We start from the raw sequence: 20,225 nt of genomic DNA, 5'->3' as shown, positions 1-20,225 counted from the left end.
TGGCAGGTCCCCGCTTATGCTTCGCGTGGGTGGCGTATGATCATCGCCTGTGTAGTGGGTAGCTCGATGACATGTTCGGGCTTGTCGGCCAGGAATTCGAGGAAAGCCTGCGAGACACCTTCGATGATCGAATAGTCATGGGTAAGGATGATGCCGCCCGGGATCATGCGCGGATAAAAATAGGCGAGCCCCGCAAGCGTCGCCTCATAGAGATCCACGTCGAGATGCACGAAGCTGTAGCGCTCGTTACCCATGCCCGAAGCTGAAGCAGGAAAGAAGCCGGGATGGAAGAGAACATTGTCATAACCGGCCAGTTTGCGCTGTACGCTGTCGAGCGATCCGGAGAATTCACCCTTTTCGAACACCTTGCCTTCCTTGCCCCCGGGTGAAGGCAGACCTTCGAACGTGTCGAAAAGGTGCAGCATACGATTGTTCTTGACCATGCAGAGCAGCTCGGCCGAGGCCCCGCGATAGACGCCGAATTCGGCCATATCGCCATCATAGACCGCCTGCGCCTGGGCAAGCTCGTGCAGCACGAAAGCCTCATCGCTGCTGAGCAGGGAATGCGTCCCTGCGCGCGCCTTTTGCAGGCGACGCAGCGTGACCGGGTGTTTGTGCCCACCGAGCAGCTTCATCTGCATGGCGCTATGTATGCCGAAAGTCACGAAACGGACGAAACGGTTCCGGCTGACGAGGCGACGCATGGCTTCATTGCGCATCCACATGGTGCAGTCTGTCCTTGCTGAGATCTTATTCTACGGTGATGGGACGCTCGAGCAGGAAGCGTCTGGCCTGAGCCAGATCGATTTCACCTGCAAGAAAAGCCGAGACGGTCTCTGTAATTGGCATGGCAATGCCGAGTGCTTTCGCGCGTTCGGCCAGAGCGGGGGCTGTGGCCACGCCCTCGGCGACCGTGCTGCGCGTGGCAAGAATTTCCGCAAGGCTCGTTCCTCTGCCGAGCTCAAGTCCGAGGCTGTAATTGCGCGATCCCGCGCCCGTACAGGTCAGGATCAGGTCACCCAGTCCGCTGAGGCCGGAAATCGTGGCCGGTCGGCCGTCCATTGCAGCAGCAAGACGACCGATCTCGACAATGGCACGGGTGATCAGTGCCGCGCGGGCATTTTCGCCCAGACCTGCTCCGATTGCGATACCGGCACCTATGGCGACGACGTTTTTCGCAGCGCCTGCAATCTGCACACCGATCGGGTCGTCACTGGCGTAAAGCCTGAACGAGGGTGAGGAAAGCTGCTCGACATATCGATGGGCGTCATCGAGCGAAGGGGCTGCGATCGTCGCTGCCGCAGGCGCCTCCATAGCGACTTCGATGGCAAAATTTGGCCCCGAGAGCACGGCATGAGGTCGATCGGGTTGCGTCTGCTGCAGAATATCGAGCGGCAGATCGCCCGTGCCGAGTTCGAGCCCCTTGCAGCAGGCGATCAGCGGGGAATGACCACGAAGGCGCGGTGCAATCTGCCGCAATGTCTGCATGGGGACGACGAGCAGTGTGAGATCGGCATCTTCCGGCAGCTCTGAAGTTACCTCGATGCTGTCTGGCAGGGTGACGGCGGGCAGACGCGGAAGATTGCGACACCCTGCCGGTACCGGTGAACGCGACCATAGCGTGACTCTGGCACCGGCGCGCGCGCTGGCGCAGGCAAGGGCGATGCCCCAGGCACCCGCGCCAATCACAGCGATATGGGGGGAGGACGGATGATCTGTCATTCTTCCACGATCCTCGTCACTTCGGCAAAGGCCTCGTCATTCTTCGAGAGAACAGGGGTTAAAGCATCGAGAAAGCGCTTTGCCTGGTCTTCGAAGCGGTAGGGCGGCGCAACGACGGTCAGGCCGCAGCCATTCAGGCGTGTCGGGTCTGTCGGCTGGCGCAGATACAGGCTGCAATCGACGATATCGCGCAGGCCTGAATCGCGCAGCATGTCATGAAAACGGCGCACCGGCGTGCGATGCTTGATCGGGTACCAGGCGGCGACGATCCCCATCGGGAAAAGACGGCGCGATGTCGCTATGGCCTTGGCCAATGTGTCGAACTCATCGGTTTTCTCGAATGGCGGGTCCATCAGCACAAGACCGCGTTTGAGATCGCGCGGGGGCAGAAAAGCCTTCAACGCGTCGTATCCGTCGCGTTCGTGAACAGCGACCTGACTGTTGAAACGAAAATTCCTTCTCAGAATGCTGGCATCTTCGGGATGAAGTTCGCAGCAGATCAGCCTGTCCTGCGGACGCAGAACCGACGCGATCAGGCTTGGCGAACCGGGATAGAGATCCGGCCTGTGAAAGCTGCGCGCGAGCGTCAGATAATCCCTGAGCTCTTCCGGCTCCTGCAGAATTTCCGGAAACAGGCCGATCCCTTCGCGCCATTCGCCTGTTTTCTGGGCTTCGGTTCCGCTTAGGTCGTAAAGCCCGCAGCCGGAATGCGTGTCGAGAACGCAGAAACCGGCAGGTTTGCGCAGAAGATGGCGCAGAATGACGAGAAGCAGCCCGTGCTTCATCATGTCGGCGAAATTACCGGCATGGTAGGCGTGTCTGTAGTTCAAGGAGTGGCTTTCCTCCGTGGAGAGGCAGGGGGTGCAGGCATCGAAGGGGATGGCCCCAGAAGAGAAAGAAGGGCGTTCTGGCTCGGGCGGGCAGCAACGCCGATATCTGCAAAAGGCGCATCGCGCAGTGCATCGCCGATACGGCTGGATAGAGCGAGCGCCCGGATACGCGTGAGCATGGCGCGTTCCGACCCGAGTGCATCGAGGAACGATCGAGCCGTTACGGCGGAGTAGAACAGGACTGCAGCAACGCGGTCGCCGGACAGCAGATCGCGGGTCGACGCATCGAGGGTCGGTGTCGCTGCCGTGCGATAAACCACGCGACGCGTGACACGCCAGCCATGGTTGCGCAGATCGGCCGCCAGCTCCACACCGAGACCTTCACCGGTGGCCAGCAGAAGCGACGCGCCGTGTTCCGGCTGTCCCAGATGGCGCACTAGCGAGGCCGCATTGCCAGCGGCATGATCGACGCAGGTAAAGCCTGCTGCGCGGGCGCGAGCCGCCGTGCGCTCACCCACGGCAGTCAGTGGCGTCGAGAGCGGTATCGCGTCGCGCAGACCTTCGAGACTCTGACTGCTTGTCACGATGACCCGCCCGACATGACGGGCGGGATGCATGGGCACGCTGCTGATTTTAAGCATGGGGGCCAGATGTGGCTCCCATCCCAGGGTCTCCAGGGCGGCACGGGTGTCGCTCAGCCCCGGTTCGGGGCGTGTAACCAGAACCGTACGGGCGAGGGCCTCAGCCATGGTCCTCGAAGATATCGGCAGGAGAGTCGGCACGAAGCGAGAGCCCCAGTTCGCGCCCGAGACGCAATGCTTCGGTCGGTTCGCCGCAGATTTCGCGCTGAAGGAAGAACGACCCGTCCTCGCGGGCGACGAGCCCGGTCAGGACCAGCTCCCGGTCGCCGAAATGACTGCGCCCGCTCGGCTGGGCCTTGGCGCGCAGTCTTGCATAGCCACCGATAGGTGTGCGGCAGGAGCCGTCGAGTACGTCCAGCAGGGCCCGCTCGGCGGTCGCAACAGCGCGGGCTTCCGGGTCTTCGATCGCGGAGAGCAGATCGAGCAGTTCACGGTCTTCCTCGCGCACCGTAACCCCCACAATTCCCTGCCCTGCGGCCGGGATCATCAGCTCCGGGTCGAGAATGAGATCGGCGCGATCTTCCATGCCCAGGCGGCGCAGTCCTGCCAGTGCGAGCAGCGTTGCATCGCACGCTCCGCCAGCAAGCTTGTCGAGCCTGGTCTGCACATTGCCGCGCAGCAGGCCAAAGCGCAGATCGGGGCGTCTGTGGAGCAGCTGTGCCTGACGTCGCACGGAGGCGCAGCCGATATAGGCTCCGAAGGGCAGGGCATCGAGCGGCGAATGTCCGGCCGCAACCAGTGCCTTGGCCTTCTCACGCAGGGCCGGGCTCAGGATCAGCACGTCGCGCGCATCTTCGCGCTTGAGCGTACAGGCAAGCGTCAGGCCGGGCGGCAGAACTGTTTCCAGATCCTTCAGGCTGTGCACTGCAAAATCGATCTGCCTTGCAAGGAGGGATTCGTGGATTTCCTTGGCAAACAGGCCCTTGCCCCCGATCTCGGCAAGACGTCGTGACTGGACCTGGTCGCCTGTGGTGTTGATCGGGTGTTCCTGGAACGCGCCCATGTCACGCAACAGGGGGCAGAACCGTGTCAGGCGTGTCAGAAAGGCGCGCGTCTGAACCAGAGCGAGTGGCGACCCGCGCGTGCCGACACGCAGGGGCAGGGAGTGTCGTGACGTCGGTGGATGGGGCGAGGCCTGTCGGCGCATGGCTTCGGCAGCGACCTGCTGCAACTGCAGGCTCTGTGTCATGAGCGCTTCTGGCATCGTCATCTGTTTCATGGCTGATCTTGCTACTCCACCGCGTGATCCGTGAAAAGAGATGGCTCGCCTGAAGCGTTGCATCGCGTTATCAGGGAATATGGCTATTTTTTCGCTGACTGCCCCCGTTCTGGCTATTGAATCGAGCTGTGACGAGACCGCCTGTGCGATCCTCTCGCCCGATGGTGCCGTGCTGGCTGAAACCGTTCACACGCAGTCGGGCCATGCCGCGCTCGGTGGGGTCGTGCCGGAAATCGCAGCCAGAGCCCATTTGAACCTGCTGCCTGATATCGTGACGCAAACACTGGAAAAATCCGGTCTTTCCCTGCGCGATATGGGGGCTTTCGCCGCTTGCACCGGACCGGGTCTGATCGGAGGGCTCATCGTTGGCAGCAGCTATGCGAAGGGCCTTGCCGTGGCCATGGATCGGCCCTTCGTTGCGGTCAATCATATCGAGGCGCACGCCCTGACAGCACGGCTTCCCGGACTGGTGGAATACGATATTAAATTTCCGTATCTTTTGCTTCTCGTCTCGGGTGGGCACTGCCAGTGTATCGCGGTGAGGGGCATTGGCCAGTACGAGAAGCTGGGCGGGACCATCGACGATGCCGCGGGTGAGGCTTTCGACAAGGTGGCGAAGCTCCTCGGATTGGGGTGGCCCGGTGGGCCGGCACTCGAGAAACTGGCTGCTGAAGGCGACGATCGCGCCGTGTCGCTCCCGCGTCCGCTTCTGGGGCGTGACGGGTGCGATTTTTCGTTCTCCGGCCTCAAGACTGCCGTGGCCCGTCATATCGAGCCCTATGGCATGGACGCATTGCCGCGTCAGGTTGCTGCCGATATCGCGGCGAGTTTTCAGCGCTGTGTCTGCGACGTGATGGTTGATCGTGTCCGCCACGCACTTGCGATGATGCCTGAAGCCGGAACGCTGGTTGTGGCGGGCGGCGTTGCTGCGAACGCAACCATACGTGCAGCGCTGGAGCAGGTCGCCCACGAAGCCGATATCCCGTTCGTTGCGCCGCCCTTGCGTCTTTGCACCGATAATGCGGTCATGGTCGGATGGTCTGCTATCGAGACTATCAGGGCCTGCGCAGCAGCAGGAGTGGCGCTTGAAGACGGCATCCCCGTTGCGCCACGTCCGCGTTGGCCTCTGGGTGAGATCGCGGCCCCCGCTTTGCGACAGAACGCCTGATCCATGACGGTTCAGTATGTGGCTGCGTCGGTTCGATCCAGCACGTAAGGGCGGGTGATTGTGCTGCGCGCGAAGAGCTGACTGGCGCCGACTCTCTTCCTGCGTGTAACAAGGTGGGACATATCGGGGAAATCACATGACCAAACAAGATGATGCCTGGTTCGATGCAGACAAAGAAGCCAGCAAACTCGAACGTCAGGCGGGCATAGCCGAACCGGCCCAGACCACGCGCGGCTTTCTGTGGTCGATCGTTCTGCCCTGTATTGCAATGGGGGTGTTCCTGATCTGCGCGCTTTGGCTGCTGATCTCCTATTTTCATCTTCTCGGCTGAAAGAGCGCCCGGACTGCGATGCGGGACCCCCTCTTGCATCGTGTCCTGAAACCGGGCAAAGAGGCGGCTCCCGCGCTGTGGACCTGTTTCGCAGGCGCGCAGGAGAGGTGGCCGAGTGGTTGAAGGCAGCGGTCTTGAAAACCGCCGTGCGTGTAAGCGTACCGTGGGTTCGAATCCCACCCTCTCCGCCAGTGCGCCGATTGATCTGGAGGCTCACTGCGCGAAGATCATGATCAGTCATAGCTGATGTGAAGCGACAGCTTAGATCATACAAAAAACATACGACTACTTCTGCCAGAAATTACTTCCACTGTACGCTGCTGATTTGACTCCCAGTAGACCCTATTTAAGTTTTTCCCGATGAGAGCGTAGATAAGCTTTCTGTTGGCAGTTAAGCTTTCGCCTGATCGAGGAATCCTTCTGGATCCCGAGTGTTGCGCGGGGATCTTCGCCGAGTGATGATGAAAAAATAATTGTCCCATCATCCTTGAAGGAAATAATATTTTTATCGAATGCGGCATCGAGATTTGCGATCAACAGAAGGCCGTTGTTTGGATCAAGACGCTCGACGTTCGTGGAATCTTTCCAAGGTTTTATGTGTGATGCCCGAAGCAGGTGGGGAACTGTGACGTTAGTTACGGCACATGCGCTGTCCCACATCACACAGAGCTTGCGTCGAAATTCTCCCTGTCCAATGCGTGCTTGTGCCAAAATTTGCCGTTGGGTCTCGCTCACCACATCGTCATTCGCAACCGCTGCCAGATCAGGCAGCGTATAGTCGATGGCTGGTATGTCGGCCTGTTCCAGTAAGCTCCATAAGCCCTGCCGTGACTCTACGGGAGAAACGCGCCGAAACAGTCTCGACCGATGTTGGAATTGGATGGATTGCGGGCAAGCTTCCTGTAGCCGTGCGCGAATTGTCGCAACCGGGGTATTGCCCAAGGGTTCGTAAGGAAGCGTTAAGCTGATTTGTTTGTATATCTGTGGAGCTGTTGCGGGTTTCCCGAGCGCTTTCAGAGCGTCGACGATCATTTCTGACCGAAGTGTCATGGGCAGAGTTCCCGGTTTATTAGAGGATCATCGTCGCATGACGGATCGCGGTCGGGCTGTTGCCGGGGTGGAAAGCCCGGCAATGCCAAGTTCCGGAAAGCCTGGGCTTTCCGGAACGGGAATCAGGCGTTGCCTTCGGTTGCCGGGAACTGCTGGGCGCGCTTGGCCTGCCACAGTGCCACGAAATCGATCGGTTGAAGCACGATCGGGGGGAAGCCGCCGTCACGCGTGACATCGCTGATGATGCTGCGAACATATGGGAAGATCAGGCGTGGTACTTCGACCAGCAGAATGGGCTCGACCAGCTCGGCCGGCGCATCGGTGAGGGTGACGATGGCGGCATAGGTCAGCTCGGCGATGAACACCGTGCGGCCAGCGGCGCCGCCTTCGGTTTCCGGCGATTCGGTGGCTTCCGCACGAATGGCGAGAGCCACTTCGAAGACCGGCTGTGCTTCTTCGAGGCGGTTCGCCTGCACATCGATATTGACCGAGATCTGCGGTGCAGCGCGCAGGCTCGCGAAAATGGCGGCGCCGGCGGGTACCTCGAAGGAGAGGTCCTTCGTGTATTGCAGATTGACCGACAGGGGCAGGGCGGGCGGATTGCCCTGGTCGTTGGCCGGGTTCTGAGCGGTATCGGACATGAAGCCTCGCAATGGGAGTCGGGAATACGGCCTGGACTGGCCATATCTGTACCCCAACGCGGTAGCATGATCGCCAACGCACGCCAACAGCCCCGGTCCGGCATAAAAGTGACCATGTTTTGGGTTTGCGGCGCGGGCTTGGGTGTTGTGCCGGGATGCCAGCCGCTCTACCTAGAAGCCATGGCCTTCGAGAAAAGAATAGCAGGAAGCTGAAATCCTGATGTCAGTCCTTTCACATATCCCGTATGACATCGTCATCTTTGCGCTCTTGACGCTCGTTCTGGTCTGGCGCCTGCGGGCGGTTCTGGGCCGTCGTGTCGATGTGGAGGGGCCCGCACTCGCGCCCGTTCCCGTGGCCATGCACCAGCAGAAGGCCGAGGCACCGCCAGCCCCTGTCGAGGAACCGAGCGCGAAATTCGATATTCCCCAGCCTGCTACACGTGTCGGGCAGATCCTTGCCGAGATCGAAGCCTCGCAGCCCGGTTTCAAGCCGGAAGCCTTCTTGCAGAATGCGCAAAAGGCGTTCCGCGATATCGTCACGGCCTTCGCTATCGGAGATCGCGACACGCTGCGCAGATATCTCACGCCAGAGGCCTTTGCCGGGTTCGATGCGGCGATCACGGCGCGTGAGGCAGCCAAAGAGCAGCAGCGCACCGAGATTGTAGGAATCAACTCCCTGTCCATTGTCGATGCGTTCTTTACCCGTTTCGACGCGCGTGAGACCTCACGTATCGATGTCCAGATCGTCTCGCGGCAGATCAGTATTCTCAACGATCTTGGCGGTCAGCCTCTGGTGGGGACTGAGTCCGTGACGGAGTTCTCGGACCTCTGGCAGTTCGAGAGCGAAACGGGCCTGAACACCCCCGTGCCCAGCTGGCGACTTGCCGCAGCGCGGGCGGCCTGATCTTTCAGTGACCTGTCTCGCCGTGCCGATGCCTCATTTATGGGGCATCGGTCTATGTGTTGAGAACAGAGATATGAGCAAACCGGTTAGCGATGAAGATTTTTACCCGCCTCTCCTTTGGGTTAAGCCTTGCGCTCCTGTCCTCCTGTGCTGAGCCGCAGCAGGACGATCAGCGTCTGAGCCTGACGCCCGTCACCTATGCCATGCTCGACGGGTGGCAGGCTGAAACGCCGGAGGCACTCCTGCCGCTGTTGCGCGGCGAATGCCAGCGGATCATGCGTCTACCCGCCGAAACCCGGTTGGGTGGCGATGCGTCGCTTATACCCAATGGCAGCAAGGCCGGCGAATGGCGCGGCGCCTGCACAGCCGCGCAAAGCGTCGGGGCGACACCCGAGGCCGCGCGCGCCTATTTCGAGACGTGGTTTGCACCCTATCTCGTTTCGAATGACGGGCTGACAACCGGCTATTACGAACCGCAGATCTATGCCTCGGCAGTCAGGACACCGGAATTCCAGACGCCTCTCTATGGCCAGCCTGCTGACCTCATTCATACGAAGGATACCGCAGGCAACTGGGTGACGGGGCGATGGGAGGGTGGCCAGTTCGTTCCGTATTATACGCGTGCCGAGATCGACCGGGGCGCGCTCGATGGACGTGGGCTCGAAATTGCCTGGCTGCGTTCGCCTGAAGACCTGTTCTTTTTGCAGATACAGGGTGCAGGCCGTCTGGTCATGACCGACGGATCGGTACGTCGCGTGGGTTTTGCCGCGAAAAACGGCGCGGCCTATGTGCCGATCGGGCGTGTGCTGGTCCATGATAACGAAATGGCAGCACAGGATGTGTCGCTATCATCGCTGCGCAACTGGCTTGCCGCGCATCCGGATCGCGCCCAGACGCTGATGGAGCAGAACCCGAATTACGTGTTCTTCAGGCGTGTCGATACCGTTCCGCTCGATCGCGGTGCGCCGGGCTCCATGGGTATCCCGCTCACGCCGGGACGGTCGGTCGCGATAGACCGCGACGTGCTGCCTCTGGGCGTGCCGCTATGGCTCGATACTAAGGTGCCGCTGGCCAATGGCGGAGAGGGGCACTGGACGCACCTGACATTCGCGCAGGATGTAGGCAGCGACATCAAGGGTGTCGGGCGCGCCGATCTGTTCACCGGCTGGGGCGCACCGGCCGAACAGGTGGCAGGCAGGTTGCGCAGCCGCGGGCGCATGGTGGTCTTGCTGCCTCATCCATCTTCCGAATGAAGCAGGAAAAAGTCAGGGCACGTCGGGAGGCGATCGGCCCCCATGCCCTGATCCGTGGCGATGCGCTCAACGTCATGCGACGGATGCAGAATGCATCGGTCGATATCGTCGTTACATCGCCGCCCTATAACATCGGCCTTGCCTATCGCAGCTATAACGACCGTCTGGACGAGCAGGATTATATCGGCTGGATGCGGGTGATCTGCACCCAGATCGCAAGAGTGCTGAAGCCCGGCGGGTCGTTTTTTCTCAATATAGCGGGCTCGTCATCGCAGCCCTGGCTGCCTTTCGAGCTGATCACCCAGCTGCGCGATTTGTTCGTGCTGCAAAATCATATCGTGTGGATCAAGTCGGTCTCGATCGAGGAAAAGACCTACGGCCACTTCAAGCCGGTCAATTCGACGCGCTTCGTCAACCACAATCATGAACATGTATTTCATCTGACCCATAAGGGCGATGTACCCCTGCAGCGTCTCGCGGCGGGGGTGCCTTTTACCGACAAGACGAACATCAACAGAAGACGCCACGCGATCGACAGGCGATGCAGGGGAAATACCTGGTTCATCCCTTACGAGACCATACGTCACCGCAAGGAGAAATTCCTCCATCCTGCGACGTTTCCCGTCGCTCTGCCCACGGCATGCATGACGCTGCATGGTTATGACGACCATACCGTTCTGCTCGACCCGTTCATGGGAACAGGGACCAGTCTCGTTGCCGCACAGGAACTGGGTGTGCAGGGCATAGGGATCGATATCGACACCCGTTACGTTGCCGTGGCCCGCCGGCGTTTGCGTGAGGCGCTTGGCGAGATCATGGACGATCGTGAGGCGTTTGGGGACGACGGTTCCTGCTTGTCGGGAGAAGTTCCTGCGGACGAAGGCCTCTCAACCGACCGAACGGAGTGACAAAAAGGAAAAACCGATCAATTTGATCGGTAACATTTCTTTGACAGCCTCACATGGTTTGGACATGTTGCCAGAATCTATGTCAGTTGGAGAATGTCGGTTGTCGTCTACGCCAGTTCGTAAAAAGCCAATAAAAAAAATAATTGCCGGGCTGGCGGTTGCGGGTCTTGCAGCCTATGGCGGGACGGTCGCGTACCTGACCCACTTCGACCATCAGGGTGCGCCGAAACTGCCGACGAGCAGCGCGACATGGCATGACCCGAAGGCACTGGCTGCGTTCCATGTGTTTCAGGAAACGCGCTGCGATTACTGCCATACGCGCAATGCGGATCTGCCTTTCTATTTCAAGCTGCCGCTCGCGAATCAGATCATGCATCGCGATCTGGCTGAAGGGCAGCGTCACTTCCGGTTCGAGCCCATTCTTGCCGCGTTCCAGGCAGGCAAACCGCCTTCTGTCGAGCAGCTTTCGCGTATCGAGGAGGTCATTCGCCAGAACCGTATGCCGCCCGCTGCCTATCTGTTGATGCATCCGCATGCCTACATCACCGAAAAGGGCAGGGCCGATGTGCTTGCCTGGGTGGCCGATCAGCGCCGTCGTTACTACGCAACGCCGGGTGTCGCCCCGCAATTTGCCGGAGAGGTCATACAGCCTATTCCCGAAAGCCTGCCTGTCGACTGGACAAAAGCGGAACTGGGACGTCAGCTGTTTTTCGACCGTCGTCTGTCGGGAGATGGCAAGCTGAACTGCGCGAGCTGTCATGGACTGGACAAGGGGGGCGTGGATAATCTTGTCACGGCCACAGGCATCAACGGACAAAAGGGGCCGATCAACGTACCCAGTGTCTATAATGCAGTGTTCAATGTCTCGCAGTTCTGGAACGGTCGTGCAGTCGATCTCGCCGCGCAGGCTGCCGGCCCGGTGACCAACCCCGTCGAGATGGGCTCTCATGACTGGCCGGCTGTTGCGGCGCTTATTGCTGCGGTGCCCGAATATCATACGGCGTTCGAGAGCCTGTACGGCCCCAATGCCGTCAATGAGAAGACGGTGACCAATGCGATTGCCGAATATGAGAAAACGCTGATCACCCCGGACAGCCCCTTCGATCTTTATCTCAAGGGCGATAACAACGCGATCACCGCACAGGAAAAGCGCGGTTACGAGCGCTTCAAGGAGATCGGCTGTTCCGGTTGCCATAGCGGTGTTGCCGTCGGCGGCGATGCCTATGAGGTCATGGGGCTCGAAGGGCCTTACTTCTCGGATCGCAAGGCTGCGCTCACGGCCGTGGATTCGGGTCGTGAAGGCTTTACCCATGCGCTCGACGACCGTCAGAAGTTCAAGGTGCCCAACCTGCGCAATGTTGCGCTTACGGCGCCCTATTTCCACGACGGCAGTGCTGCAACTCTGGATGACGCTGTGCGTCAGATGGCCCGTTATCAGACGCCCTATCACACATTGTCGCAGCAGGATGTTGACGATATTGTCGCCTTCCTCAAAACCCTCACAGGCAAGTATCAGGGTGTGCCCTTGCAGCAGGTCGTGGCAGAGCCGCCGCTGAAGGCGCCCGACGCGCCGCAATAAGTCGGGGACATCGTCACAGGGTCGCGTTTCGCCGCGCGCCGGGAAGGAAAAAACGTGGCCCGACGCTCACTGAGTACCGAAGACGAAACGCTGTGGCAGGCTTTCGCCCGCACGATCCTGCCACTGCGCGCGCGCCATGGCAGGAAGCCGCCGTCCAAGGCAGCAGCGCAAAGCGTCGTGGCAGTATCTGAGGGAGCCGCTCAGGTCGCTCCCGGCAAGAGGCGCCCGGGCCAGGATGAGGGGGCGCCTGTCGGAACGGCGCGTATGGGGGCTTTCACGGTCCGTGAGGTCATGCGTACCGCGCCTCCCGTTACGCGTTCGAGACGCGTGCACGAGCGCCTTGAAATCAACGGCCGACAGCCGGGTCTCGATACGACCTCATGGAATGCGCTGGCGACGGGCAAGATGAAGCCGCAAAAGCGGCTCGATCTGCATGGTCATTTCGCTCAGGATGCTTTTCACAAGCTGCACCACTTCCTTCATGCTGCAAGCAAACAGGGGGTCAGGTGTGTCGAGGTCATTACCGGCCTGGGCAGCGGGCAAGAGGGCGGTGTGATCCGTCAGGAGCTGCCCCATTGGCTTGAAAGGGGCGATTTGCGTCCGCTCATTCTGGCCGTAGTGCATACGCACAAGAAAAACAAAGGTGCGGTGCGCATTCTGCTTCGTGCGCGGGGCAGACTCTGAAAAAATTACGGCTCAGGCACGATCCTGACCGGCGACAGGGGCTCGTACCTTTCGCGGTCGCTTCCGGTCAGGTGGGGCGGGTTTCCTGTCCCTGACGCCAGCGCGGCTGATTATTGTTGATCCAGCGCCTCAGTGCGAGGAGCGATGTCAGTTCCGGCATGCACTGGTTGAGCAGCGGTGCAGCCGCGTTGCCGGCCACGACATCGAGATGCTGCGTGTCGTTCCAGCCTTTGAGTGCCGGGTCGAGTATGGCTTCCTGAGAAGCATGACGCCAGCGCGCGATTGCAAGCGGGGGCGTCAGCATCGGCAGGGCGACGACAAGCGCAGATGCTGCGGCGCTCGATACGGCCAGCCACGCCTGATACAGCGCGCCACTCGGTGCATGACCGCGCGCCATCTGATAGGTCGCCTCGAATCCCGGCACCCCGGCGACCGAAGGACCGGAGCAGAAAATAGGTTTGATACCGTCGGGCGCCGATGCGATATCGGCGGCGAGATCGTCACCCGGCCCCGGTGTGAGCTGGACCGCATCGACCTGGCCGGATTTGAGAGCCTGAAGCGCAGCCTCCTTGCTGGCGAAGCCGGGAACGGGCAGGGGGTGAAGCCCGAGAAGGGAGAGGCCGAGAAGGCTGGACAGTTCGACCCCTGTAGGCTGCGAGACCGCAACACGCACGGGCCGATCGTGAAACAGGCCGCTCAGGCGCGCACGTATGGTGCGGTGCAGTTCCGCTCTGGCAAGGGTGACGACAGGTCGGCGCGCCATGATAAGGGCAGCCCAGCGGGAGAAATCGAAGTGAACGCGCCCGTCGCCTGAAAGAGAAGCGATCAGTGCCGCACCCGGTGTCAGAATGGCGGTACCGCCATCGGCATCCGGCGCAACATTGTCGAACAGATTGGCAGCCGTCACCCCGTCATGACCCGCGTCGTAATGGACTGCGATAGGGGGTGGTGTCGTCAGGCCGATGGCGAGCGCATTGGCAAGAATAGGGGCGACCTGACCGGGCAGGGAGTCCGGTCCGCCACCGACGATAAGGCGGGGAGAGTCGATCAGGGTTGAGGTCGAGCCTGCATCCATATCGTCTGTCCAGGCGCGCGCAGGCATGGCGGCGGCGAGGTTTGTCGCGACAAGGGCAGAGAGAAAGCTGCGGCGGGACGGTCTGAAACCCGCCCCCTGAGACGTCAACCTGTAGCGCACTTTTTCCCCTCTGCCGCCCTGTCGGCTTACCCGCGCTGGTAAGCCAGATGATTGCGGCTAAATCGTGTTCCCGACCATGAAGCGACTGGTCTCTCGACGGTGTCGCTTCGGATTGCCTCTTTCAGCGGGGCAATCTCGTGGATCGGGCGGCCCGTTTCAAGGCCATTTCACTTCCGGCGGCATGCTCATGAGGATAGCTTCCGTATTTCCGCCCGTTTTCAGGCCGAAAATCGTTCCGCGATCATGAATGAGGTTGAACTCGACGTAGCGGCCGCGACGGATCAGCTGGGCTTCGCGATCGGCGTCGGTCCAGCTCTGCATGAAGCGGTTACGCACGGCACGGGGATAGGCTTCGAGAAAAGCCAGTCCGACGTCTTTGGTGAAGGCAAAATCCTTCTCGACATCGCCACTATGGAAATGATCGTAGAATATTCCGCCGAGGCCGCGCGGTTCATTGCGATGATGCAGATAGAAATACTCGTCGCACCAGGTCTTGAAGCGTTCGTAATAGGCCGGGTCGTGACGGTCGCAGGCTGTGCGGAACGTATCGTGGAACGCGGCTGCGTCTTCCTTTGCGGCCGGGCTTTCGGGGAACATGGGGGTAATGTCGCCACCGCCGCCGAACCAGCCACTGCTGGTGATGATCATGCGTGTGTTGAAATGCGCCGCACTGACATGGGGGTTGCAGGGATGGGCGACGAGCGAAATACCCGTTGCGAAAAACCGCGGATCCACATCGGCGCCGGGCATGTTCTTGCGGAATTCCGGTGAGAATTCACCCCAGACCGTCGAGACATTGACCCCAACCTTTTCGAACACACGTCCGCGCATGACGGACATGACACCGCTTCCCTGCAATGCACTGTCAGGATCTTCACTGCGGCTCCAGGCCGTGCGTTCGAACCGCCCTGCCGCACTCTTGTCGCGCAGCACAGGAGAATCCTGGGCGACGGCCTCGTCTTCTATCGCTTCGTAGGAGGCGCAGATCCTGTCGCGCAGTGTCTCGAACCAGACACGGGCTTTTTCCTTGAGGGAATCGTGGGGTACATGGTCCCGGACTAGAGAGCCGAAGGTCTTTGGATCCAAGGTCTCGCTCATGGCAAGCTCCACATTCTGTTCCGGCCGGTCTTCCGCCAGCCTGCGTGCCCTCGCTCATACCAGACACAGAGCACCGAAACCATCAGGGCTAGAATGAAAACAAGGACAGGTTGCGAAGCCGTCCATTATGGTGTTCCTGATCGCGCTGTTGTCAGACAAACCGTGAGGGCTGGGCACCATGAGTGAAGACGTGATTATCGAACCTGTGATCGGGCTTATCGGCGGATCGGGCCTGTACGATATTGATGGGCTGGAGGAAAAAGAATGGCGGCGTGTCGAAACGCCCTGGGGCGAACCTTCGGATGCGCTGCTTTTCGGCAAGCTTGATGGCGTGCGCTGCGTGTTTCTGCCCCGTCATGGGCGTGGCCATCCCATCCCACCGTCGGATCTGAATTTTCGCGCCAATATCGATGCGCTCAAGCGTTCGGGCGTGACGGATATCGTCTCGCTTTCCGCTGTGGGCTCGCTGCGTGAGGATCTGCCACCGGGCCGCTTTGTGCTCGTCGACCAGTTCATCGACCGGTCGTTCGCACGCGAGAAGAGCTTTTTCGGTCGCGGCTGCGTGGCTCACGTAGGCATGGCCGATCCCGTCTCCGGGCGTATGGGTGACGTAATCGCGGCCCAGGCCGAGCGGATCGGTGTGGAGATGACGCGCGGCGGTACCTATCTGGTGATGGAGGGGCCGCAATTCTCGACGCGTGCCGAGAGCGAGCTGTATCGTCAGTGGGGGTGTTCGGTTATCGGTATGACCAATATGCCCGAGGCCAAACTCGCCCGTGAAGCCGAGATGTGCTATGCAAGCATCGCCATGGTCACCGATTATGACTGCTGGCATGACGACCACGACTCAGTGACGGTCGATGCCGTCGTGGCCGTGATGACGCAGAATGCGGCGAAGGCCAAGGCACTGGTCAAGGCCATCATCCCCGAACTCGGCAAGAAGCGTGGTCTGTGTTCTTCGGGTGCGGAGCGAGCGCTCGATCATGCCATTATTACGGCACCGTCGGCGCGGAGCCCCGAGATGCTGGCGAAGCTCGATGCCGTGGCCGGACGTGTCCTGCGGCCAGTCAAGGAAAGCCACATAGGCAAAGCCACATAGGCCACGCAGGATGGTCTAGGCAGGCGCATTTTTCTGCGAAGGGGCGGATCGCACAGAATGGACGATCCGCCATTTGCAGCAACGCCGTTATTTCAGGATGTGGGCTGATGTTCAGGGAAGTGTTCGTGATCGCCCTGGTCAGTCTGGCGCTCAGGGAATTCGCCGAGATTCTGCTGGATCTCGGCATTCTCCACCTGCACATCGGCAAATTGCGGGTCCGGAAGATCCTTCACCGGGATTTCGCCGGCATGGGGATGTTCCTCCATGCCGATGATATCCGAAGCATTCTCAAGATAGGCCTCAGCCCCGCATTCGGGCTTACCGTCCGCTTCCCAGAGTGCCTTCGCTTTTGCGGCAATGCGTGCGTCGCGCTTCGGGCTGTCGATCAGTGGGTTGCTGTCGTTAGCAGAAGGTGAATTCGGGGGCTGTGCCATTGGGACTTCCTGAAAATCAGAGATGTGAATCGAAAAACGCCATGGTGCGCTCATGGGCGAGGTCGCGAGCAGGCTTGTTGAAGCTGGGTCGATCGCTGCACCCGAAGCCGTGTCCTGCATCGTCGTAAACGAAGATTTCAACCTCGGGCCGGTTTTCCCGGATGGTCGTGATGTCGGTATGCGGGATGTGATCGTCTTCACCGCCGAAATGAAGCTGTACGGGGCAGTGGGGTTTTTCATGGCTGACTGCAGCGATTCCACCGCCATACCATGCGCAGGCAGCGGCAAATTCCCGGCTGCGTGTCGCAGCTTCCCAGGCGACAAGCCCACCCCAGCAGAAGCCGAGAATGCCGACGCGGCTATGGCCATGGTGATTGAGCGCGTGGGCCGCTGCCGTCACATCGGCGAGCAGACCGTCCGGACTGATCTTTTCGCGCAGGGCAAGGCCCTTGGCCATGCCTGAGGAATCGTAAGGCAGAACGACATCGCGCTCTGCCCGGTCGAAAAGCGCCGGGGCGATGACATGATAGCCGTGATGGTCGGCCAGTTCGTCGCATACGGCGCGCATCCAGTGGGTCAGTCCGAAAATTTCCTGTACAACGACAAGGGCGCGTTTCGCATTGGCGTCTCCGGCTTCATAAGCCGAAAAATGATGGGTATCCGATGCGGTCAGGGATATCAGGCGTCCCATGGAACTACCCTCCTTCTTTCTTGGTCATTTCCTTCAGGAGCAACGATCGTCATGGCAGAAATCGTCAACCTGCGACGCGTACGCAAACGTCTGGCGCGTGAGAAGGATGCCCGCCATGCTGAGGAAAACCGCTTTCTGCACGGCAGGACCAAAGCGGAGCGTAAGCAGAATGCGCTGGAAAAAGCACAGCTTGAACGGGGGCTCGATCACGCCCGGCTGGAGCATGCCGTGCCCAAACAGGCGGATGACGAGCCTGCTCCATCGAGCGCTCAACCCGTGAATCGCGTTGCAGAGACAGGTTCACCCATCGACCGCCGGGGCGTGGGAGAGAAAGGCGGTTCGAGCGGGAACGAAGTGCGTGAGAGCAAGCATGAAGACGGGCTGTCCGACAGATAGGGCAGCTAGGGCAGCAAGGTGAAAACGGTGTCATAAAGCACAAATCCGGGTCGGCGGACGGAAAGATCTGCCCTGTGGCGATGTTATACCGGTGGCGGTGTTCTACCTGCGGACAACACGCATGCCGGGTCGAGGCGGAAGCCGCCTTATGGCCAGTATGATGTTTTCGTGATGTTCGGGTGAAAACTGCATGGTTCGGGAGAGGGAGGGTCTTGACGATGGACCGGGCCTCTCCTACCTCTTTGGCACTCTCGCAATGAGAGTGCTAACGCGCTGCGGCTTAGCGGGCGCGCAAACCGGCGGCGTTGCTTTTGATCAAGGGCGTCGCCTTAGAGAAAAGTGGAGCGATCCATTATGACAAATTTTCGGCCTTTGCATGACCGTGTCGTCGTTCGCCGCCTTGAGGGCGAGCAGAAGACGGTCGGTGGCATCATCATTCCGGACACCGCCAAGGAAAAGCCGATGGAAGGCGAAGTCGTCGCCACCGGTCCCGGTGCCCGCAATGAGCAGGGTCAGCTCGTAGCACTGGACGTCAAGGCTGGCGACCGCGTGCTGTTCGGTAAATGGTCCGGCACCGAGGTGAAGATCGGTAGCGAAGAGCTGCTGATCATGAAGGAAAGCGACATCATGGGTGTAATCGGCTGATTTCCAGCCTCCCCATTCTCGCACACTGAACCTCTACTGGAGATAAGATTATGGCTGCCAAAGACGTAAGATTCGGCGCTGATGCACGCCAGCGCATGCTGCGTGGCGTGGATATTCTGGCTGACGCTGTGAAGGTCACGCTGGGCCCGAAGGGTCGCAACGTTGTTCTGGACAAGAGCTTCGGCGCACCGCGCATCACCAAGGACGGCGTTTCCGTTGCCAAGGAAATCGAGCTGGCCGACAAGTTCGAGAACATGGGCGCCCAGATGGTGCGCGAAGTGGCCTCGAAGACCAATGACGTTGCCGGTGACGGCACGACCACGGCAACGGTGCTGGCTCAGGCTATCATCCGTGAGGGCGCCAAGGCTGTTGCTGCTGGCATGAACCCGATGGATCTGAAGCGCGGCATCGACAAGGCTGTTGCAGCCGTCGTTGAAGAGCTGAAGAAGAACACCCGCAAGATTACGACCCCGGCCGAAACGGCTCAGGTCGGCACGATTTCCGCCAATGGCGAGAGCGAAATCGGCGAAATGATCTCGCAGGCCATGCAGAAGGTCGGCTCTGAGGGCGTGATCACGGTTGAAGAAGCCAAGGGCCTGCACACCGAGCTCGACGTTGTCGAGGGCATGCAGTTCGACCGCGGCTACATCTCGCCGTATTTCGTGACCAATGCCGAGAAGATGACGGCAGATCTGGATAACCCCTATATCCTGATCCATGAGAAGAAGCTGTCCTCGCTTCAGCCCATGCTGCCGCTGCTCGAGAGCGTCGTCCAGTCCGGCCGCCCGCTCATGATCATCGCTGAAGACGTCGATGGCGAGGCTCTGGCCACGCTGGTTGTCAACAAGCTGCGTGGTGGCCTGAAGATCGCCGCCGTCAAGGCTCCTGGCTTCGGTGACCGTCGCAAGGCCATGCTGGAAGACATCGCCATCCTCACGGGCGGCCAGGTTATCAGCGAAGACATCGGCATCAAGCTCGAAACCGTGACGCTCGACATGCTCGGTCGCGCCAAGAAGGTGCATATCGAGAAGGAAAACACCACGATCGTTGAAGGCGCCGGTAACACGGACGACATCAAGGGCCGTTGTGCACAGATCCGCGCGCAGATCGAGGAAACCACCTCGGACTACGATCGTGAGAAGCTGCAGGAACGTCTGGCCAAGCTGGCCGGTGGCGTTGCCGTGATCCGCGTCGGTGGCAGCACCGAAGTCGAGGTGAAGGAGCGCAAGGACCGCGTTGACGATGCTCTGCATGCAACCCGCGCTGCAGTTGAAGAAGGCATCGTTCCGGGCGGTGGCACGGCTCTGGCGCGCGCTTCCGGTGCGCTGACGAACCTGTCCTTCCAGAACGACGACCAGCGCGTCGGTGCGGATATCATCCGCAAGGCCCTGCAGGCTCCGCTGCGTCAGATCGCATTCAACGCTGGTGAAGACGGTGCCGTCATTGCTGGCAAGGTGCTCGAGATCCCCGAGTACACGCACGGCTTCGATGCGCAGAATGCCGAATACAAGGATCTGGTTGCCGCTGGCATCATCGATCCGACCAAGGTTGTCCGTACGGCCCTTCAGGACGCAGCTTCGGTTGCCGGCCTGCTGATCACCACGGAAGCCATGGTTGCCGAGAAGCCCGAGAAGAAGGCCGCTCCGGCCGGTGGCCCGGGTGGCATGGGTGGCATGGGCGATATGGATTTCTGATCCAGCGCCTGTCCCTCAAGGTGACGAAAGAGCCGCCCTGTCG

The 20,225-nt window shown here is 60.4% G+C and carries 22 protein-coding genes and 1 tRNA gene; 12 read left to right on the top strand and 11 right to left on the bottom strand.

Annotated features, from left to right (window positions below):
• Positions 1–14: 14 nt before the first annotated feature.
• The 5 genes from NF685_RS03430 to hemC are packed head-to-tail and all read right to left on the bottom strand — an operon-like array spanning position 15 to position 4,403.
• Positions 15–725 (bottom strand): TylF/MycF/NovP-related O-methyltransferase, encoded by a 711-nt coding sequence (locus NF685_RS03430; protein WP_252848607.1) that lies wholly within the window; start codon positions 723–725, stop codon positions 15–17.
• A gap of 25 nt (positions 726–750) precedes the next feature.
• The gene (locus NF685_RS03425) at positions 751–1,722 is read right to left on the bottom strand and encodes an NAD(P)H-dependent glycerol-3-phosphate dehydrogenase (protein ID WP_252848606.1); all 972 of its coding nucleotides are present in this window, start codon (positions 1,720–1,722) and stop codon (positions 751–753) included.
• The gene (locus tag NF685_RS03420) at positions 1,719–2,552 is read right to left on the bottom strand and encodes a 23S rRNA (adenine(2030)-N(6))-methyltransferase RlmJ (RefSeq protein ID WP_252848605.1); all 834 of its coding nucleotides are present in this window, start codon (positions 2,550–2,552) and stop codon (positions 1,719–1,721) included. The genes NF685_RS03425 and NF685_RS03420 overlap by 4 nt, the downstream gene beginning before the upstream one ends.
• On the bottom strand, positions 2,549–3,301 hold the full coding sequence (locus NF685_RS03415) for a uroporphyrinogen-III synthase (protein WP_252848604.1): 753 nt from the start codon (positions 3,299–3,301) through the stop codon (positions 2,549–2,551). The genes NF685_RS03420 and NF685_RS03415 overlap by 4 nt, the downstream gene beginning before the upstream one ends.
• The gene (gene hemC, locus NF685_RS03410; RefSeq protein WP_222548517.1) at positions 3,294–4,403 is read right to left on the bottom strand and encodes a hydroxymethylbilane synthase; all 1,110 of its coding nucleotides are present in this window, start codon (positions 4,401–4,403) and stop codon (positions 3,294–3,296) included. The genes NF685_RS03415 and hemC overlap by 8 nt, the downstream gene beginning before the upstream one ends.
• Positions 4,404–4,491: 88 nt before the next feature.
• Here hemC and tsaD point away from each other — a divergent pair, with 88 nt between their 5' ends.
• The 3 genes from tsaD (at position 4,492) to NF685_RS03395 (ending at position 6,102) form a co-directional block, all read left to right on the top strand.
• The gene (gene tsaD, locus NF685_RS03405; protein ID WP_252848603.1) at positions 4,492–5,580 is read left to right on the top strand and encodes a tRNA (adenosine(37)-N6)-threonylcarbamoyltransferase complex transferase subunit TsaD; all 1,089 of its coding nucleotides are present in this window, start codon (positions 4,492–4,494) and stop codon (positions 5,578–5,580) included.
• Between the two features lie 136 nt (positions 5,581–5,716).
• Positions 5,717–5,911 (top strand): hypothetical protein, encoded by a 195-nt coding sequence (locus NF685_RS03400; RefSeq protein WP_222547808.1) that lies wholly within the window; start codon positions 5,717–5,719, stop codon positions 5,909–5,911.
• A gap of 101 nt (positions 5,912–6,012) precedes the next feature.
• Positions 6,013–6,102 (top strand) — tRNA-Ser (locus NF685_RS03395).
• Between the two features lie 151 nt (positions 6,103–6,253).
• Here NF685_RS03395 and NF685_RS03390 read toward each other — a convergent pair.
• Both NF685_RS03390 and secB read right to left on the bottom strand, forming a co-directional pair.
• Positions 6,254–6,961: an HNH endonuclease gene (locus tag NF685_RS03390; protein WP_252848602.1), complete on the bottom strand. Its 708-nt coding sequence runs from the start codon at positions 6,959–6,961 to the stop codon at positions 6,254–6,256.
• 122 nt (positions 6,962–7,083) lie between these two features.
• Complete coding sequence (gene secB, locus NF685_RS03385; protein WP_222547807.1) at positions 7,084–7,602, bottom strand: protein-export chaperone SecB; 519 nt, start codon at positions 7,600–7,602, stop codon at positions 7,084–7,086.
• A 220-nt stretch (positions 7,603–7,822) separates the two neighbouring features.
• Here secB and NF685_RS03380 point away from each other — a divergent pair, with 220 nt between their 5' ends.
• The 5 genes from NF685_RS03380 to NF685_RS03360 all read left to right on the top strand — a co-directional run bounded on the left by NF685_RS03380 (position 7,823) and on the right by NF685_RS03360 (position 12,930).
• A complete protein-coding gene (locus NF685_RS03380; protein WP_252848601.1) occupies positions 7,823–8,506 on the top strand; it encodes a Tim44/TimA family putative adaptor protein in 684 nt (227 codons plus the stop codon).
• A gap of 92 nt (positions 8,507–8,598) precedes the next feature.
• Positions 8,599–9,759 carry a murein transglycosylase A gene (mltA, locus tag NF685_RS03375; protein WP_252848600.1) on the top strand — a complete coding sequence of 387 codons (1,161 nt, stop codon included), beginning with the start codon at positions 8,599–8,601 and terminating at the stop codon, positions 9,757–9,759.
• Positions 9,756–10,667, top strand: a complete 912-nt coding sequence (locus NF685_RS03370) for a DNA-methyltransferase (protein ID WP_252848599.1) — start codon at positions 9,756–9,758, stop codon at positions 10,665–10,667. The genes mltA and NF685_RS03370 overlap by 4 nt, the downstream gene beginning before the upstream one ends.
• Positions 10,668–10,797: 130 nt before the next feature.
• The gene (locus NF685_RS03365) at positions 10,798–12,246 is read left to right on the top strand and encodes a cytochrome-c peroxidase (RefSeq protein WP_304501056.1); all 1,449 of its coding nucleotides are present in this window, start codon (positions 10,798–10,800) and stop codon (positions 12,244–12,246) included.
• 54 nt (positions 12,247–12,300) lie between these two features.
• The gene (locus NF685_RS03360) at positions 12,301–12,930 is read left to right on the top strand and encodes a Smr/MutS family protein (RefSeq protein WP_252848597.1); all 630 of its coding nucleotides are present in this window, start codon (positions 12,301–12,303) and stop codon (positions 12,928–12,930) included.
• A 67-nt stretch (positions 12,931–12,997) separates the two neighbouring features.
• Here the strand turns inward: NF685_RS03360 and NF685_RS03355 are convergent, their stop codons facing one another.
• Together NF685_RS03355 and hemF are read right to left on the bottom strand one after the other, a co-directional pair.
• On the bottom strand, positions 12,998–14,125 hold the full coding sequence (locus tag NF685_RS03355) for a hypothetical protein (RefSeq protein ID WP_252848596.1): 1,128 nt from the start codon (positions 14,123–14,125) through the stop codon (positions 12,998–13,000).
• 156 nt (positions 14,126–14,281) lie between these two features.
• Entirely contained in the window at positions 14,282–15,223 is a 942-nt protein-coding gene (gene hemF / locus NF685_RS03350) for an oxygen-dependent coproporphyrinogen oxidase (protein ID WP_252848595.1), read from the bottom strand.
• Positions 15,224–15,401: 178 nt separating this feature from the next.
• Between hemF and NF685_RS03345 the strand changes: the two genes are divergently transcribed.
• Positions 15,402–16,322 carry an S-methyl-5'-thioadenosine phosphorylase gene (locus NF685_RS03345; RefSeq protein ID WP_252848594.1) on the top strand — a complete coding sequence of 307 codons (921 nt, stop codon included), beginning with the start codon at positions 15,402–15,404 and terminating at the stop codon, positions 16,320–16,322.
• Positions 16,323–16,414: 92 nt separating this feature from the next.
• Here NF685_RS03345 and NF685_RS03340 read toward each other — a convergent pair whose 3' ends face one another.
• The gene (locus NF685_RS03340) at positions 16,415–16,756 is read right to left on the bottom strand and encodes a hypothetical protein (protein WP_252848593.1); all 342 of its coding nucleotides are present in this window, start codon (positions 16,754–16,756) and stop codon (positions 16,415–16,417) included.
• Between the two features lie 16 nt (positions 16,757–16,772).
• Complete coding sequence (locus tag NF685_RS03335) at positions 16,773–17,447, bottom strand: dienelactone hydrolase family protein (protein ID WP_252848592.1); 675 nt, start codon at positions 17,445–17,447, stop codon at positions 16,773–16,775.
• 51 nt (positions 17,448–17,498) lie between these two features.
• Between NF685_RS03335 and NF685_RS03330 the strand changes: the two genes are divergently transcribed.
• From NF685_RS03330 to groL, 3 genes are all read left to right on the top strand, one after another.
• Positions 17,499–17,843: a DUF4169 family protein gene (locus NF685_RS03330; RefSeq protein WP_252848591.1), complete on the top strand. Its 345-nt coding sequence runs from the start codon at positions 17,499–17,501 to the stop codon at positions 17,841–17,843.
• 354 nt (positions 17,844–18,197) lie between these two features.
• Positions 18,198–18,488: a co-chaperone GroES gene (locus NF685_RS03325; RefSeq protein ID WP_222547796.1), complete on the top strand. Its 291-nt coding sequence runs from the start codon at positions 18,198–18,200 to the stop codon at positions 18,486–18,488.
• Between the two features lie 50 nt (positions 18,489–18,538).
• Positions 18,539–20,182 (top strand): chaperonin GroEL, encoded by a 1,644-nt coding sequence (gene groL / locus NF685_RS03320; protein ID WP_222547795.1) that lies wholly within the window; start codon positions 18,539–18,541, stop codon positions 20,180–20,182.
• Positions 20,183–20,225 lie beyond the last annotated feature (43 nt).

It is taken from the genome of Asaia lannensis NBRC 102526 (assembly GCF_024054035.1).
Lineage (GTDB): Bacteria > Pseudomonadota > Alphaproteobacteria > Acetobacterales > Acetobacteraceae > Asaia > Asaia lannensis.
Note: the sequence above shows the minus strand (reverse complement) of the source record. Positions and strands in the feature narration are given on the sequence as shown.

What these genes read in the sequence shown, in the direction of transcription:
- hemF (WP_252848595.1), bottom strand. Translation starts at nt 15,223, where the DNA reads ATGAGCGAGACCTTGGATCCAAAGACCTTCGGCTCTCTAGTCCGGGAC.
- NF685_RS03390 (WP_252848602.1), bottom strand. Translation starts at nt 6,961, where the DNA reads ATGACACTTCGGTCAGAAATGATCGTCGACGCTCTGAAAGCGCTCGGG.
- NF685_RS03425 (WP_252848606.1), bottom strand. Translation starts at nt 1,722, where the DNA reads ATGACAGATCATCCGTCCTCCCCCCATATCGCTGTGATTGGCGCGGGT.
- NF685_RS03370 (WP_252848599.1), top strand. Translation starts at nt 9,756, where the DNA reads ATGAAGCAGGAAAAAGTCAGGGCACGTCGGGAGGCGATCGGCCCCCAT.
- NF685_RS03325 (WP_222547796.1), top strand. Translation starts at nt 18,198, where the DNA reads ATGACAAATTTTCGGCCTTTGCATGACCGTGTCGTCGTTCGCCGCCTT.
- NF685_RS03380 (WP_252848601.1), top strand. Translation starts at nt 7,823, where the DNA reads ATGTCAGTCCTTTCACATATCCCGTATGACATCGTCATCTTTGCGCTC.
- NF685_RS03340 (WP_252848593.1), bottom strand. Translation starts at nt 16,756, where the DNA reads ATGGCACAGCCCCCGAATTCACCTTCTGCTAACGACAGCAACCCACTG.
- NF685_RS03415 (WP_252848604.1), bottom strand. Translation starts at nt 3,301, where the DNA reads ATGGCTGAGGCCCTCGCCCGTACGGTTCTGGTTACACGCCCCGAACCG.
- mltA (WP_252848600.1), top strand. Translation starts at nt 8,599, where the DNA reads ATGAAGATTTTTACCCGCCTCTCCTTTGGGTTAAGCCTTGCGCTCCTG.
- NF685_RS03335 (WP_252848592.1), bottom strand. Translation starts at nt 17,447, where the DNA reads ATGGGACGCCTGATATCCCTGACCGCATCGGATACCCATCATTTTTCG.
- NF685_RS03345 (WP_252848594.1), top strand. Translation starts at nt 15,402, where the DNA reads ATGAGTGAAGACGTGATTATCGAACCTGTGATCGGGCTTATCGGCGGA.
- secB (WP_222547807.1), bottom strand. Translation starts at nt 7,602, where the DNA reads ATGTCCGATACCGCTCAGAACCCGGCCAACGACCAGGGCAATCCGCCC.
- hemC (WP_222548517.1), bottom strand. Translation starts at nt 4,403, where the DNA reads ATGACGATGCCAGAAGCGCTCATGACACAGAGCCTGCAGTTGCAGCAG.
- NF685_RS03430 (WP_252848607.1), bottom strand. Translation starts at nt 725, where the DNA reads ATGTGGATGCGCAATGAAGCCATGCGTCGCCTCGTCAGCCGGAACCGT.
- groL (WP_222547795.1), top strand. Translation starts at nt 18,539, where the DNA reads ATGGCTGCCAAAGACGTAAGATTCGGCGCTGATGCACGCCAGCGCATG.
- tsaD (WP_252848603.1), top strand. Translation starts at nt 4,492, where the DNA reads ATGGCTATTTTTTCGCTGACTGCCCCCGTTCTGGCTATTGAATCGAGC.
- NF685_RS03400 (WP_222547808.1), top strand. Translation starts at nt 5,717, where the DNA reads ATGACCAAACAAGATGATGCCTGGTTCGATGCAGACAAAGAAGCCAGC.
- NF685_RS03330 (WP_252848591.1), top strand. Translation starts at nt 17,499, where the DNA reads ATGGCAGAAATCGTCAACCTGCGACGCGTACGCAAACGTCTGGCGCGT.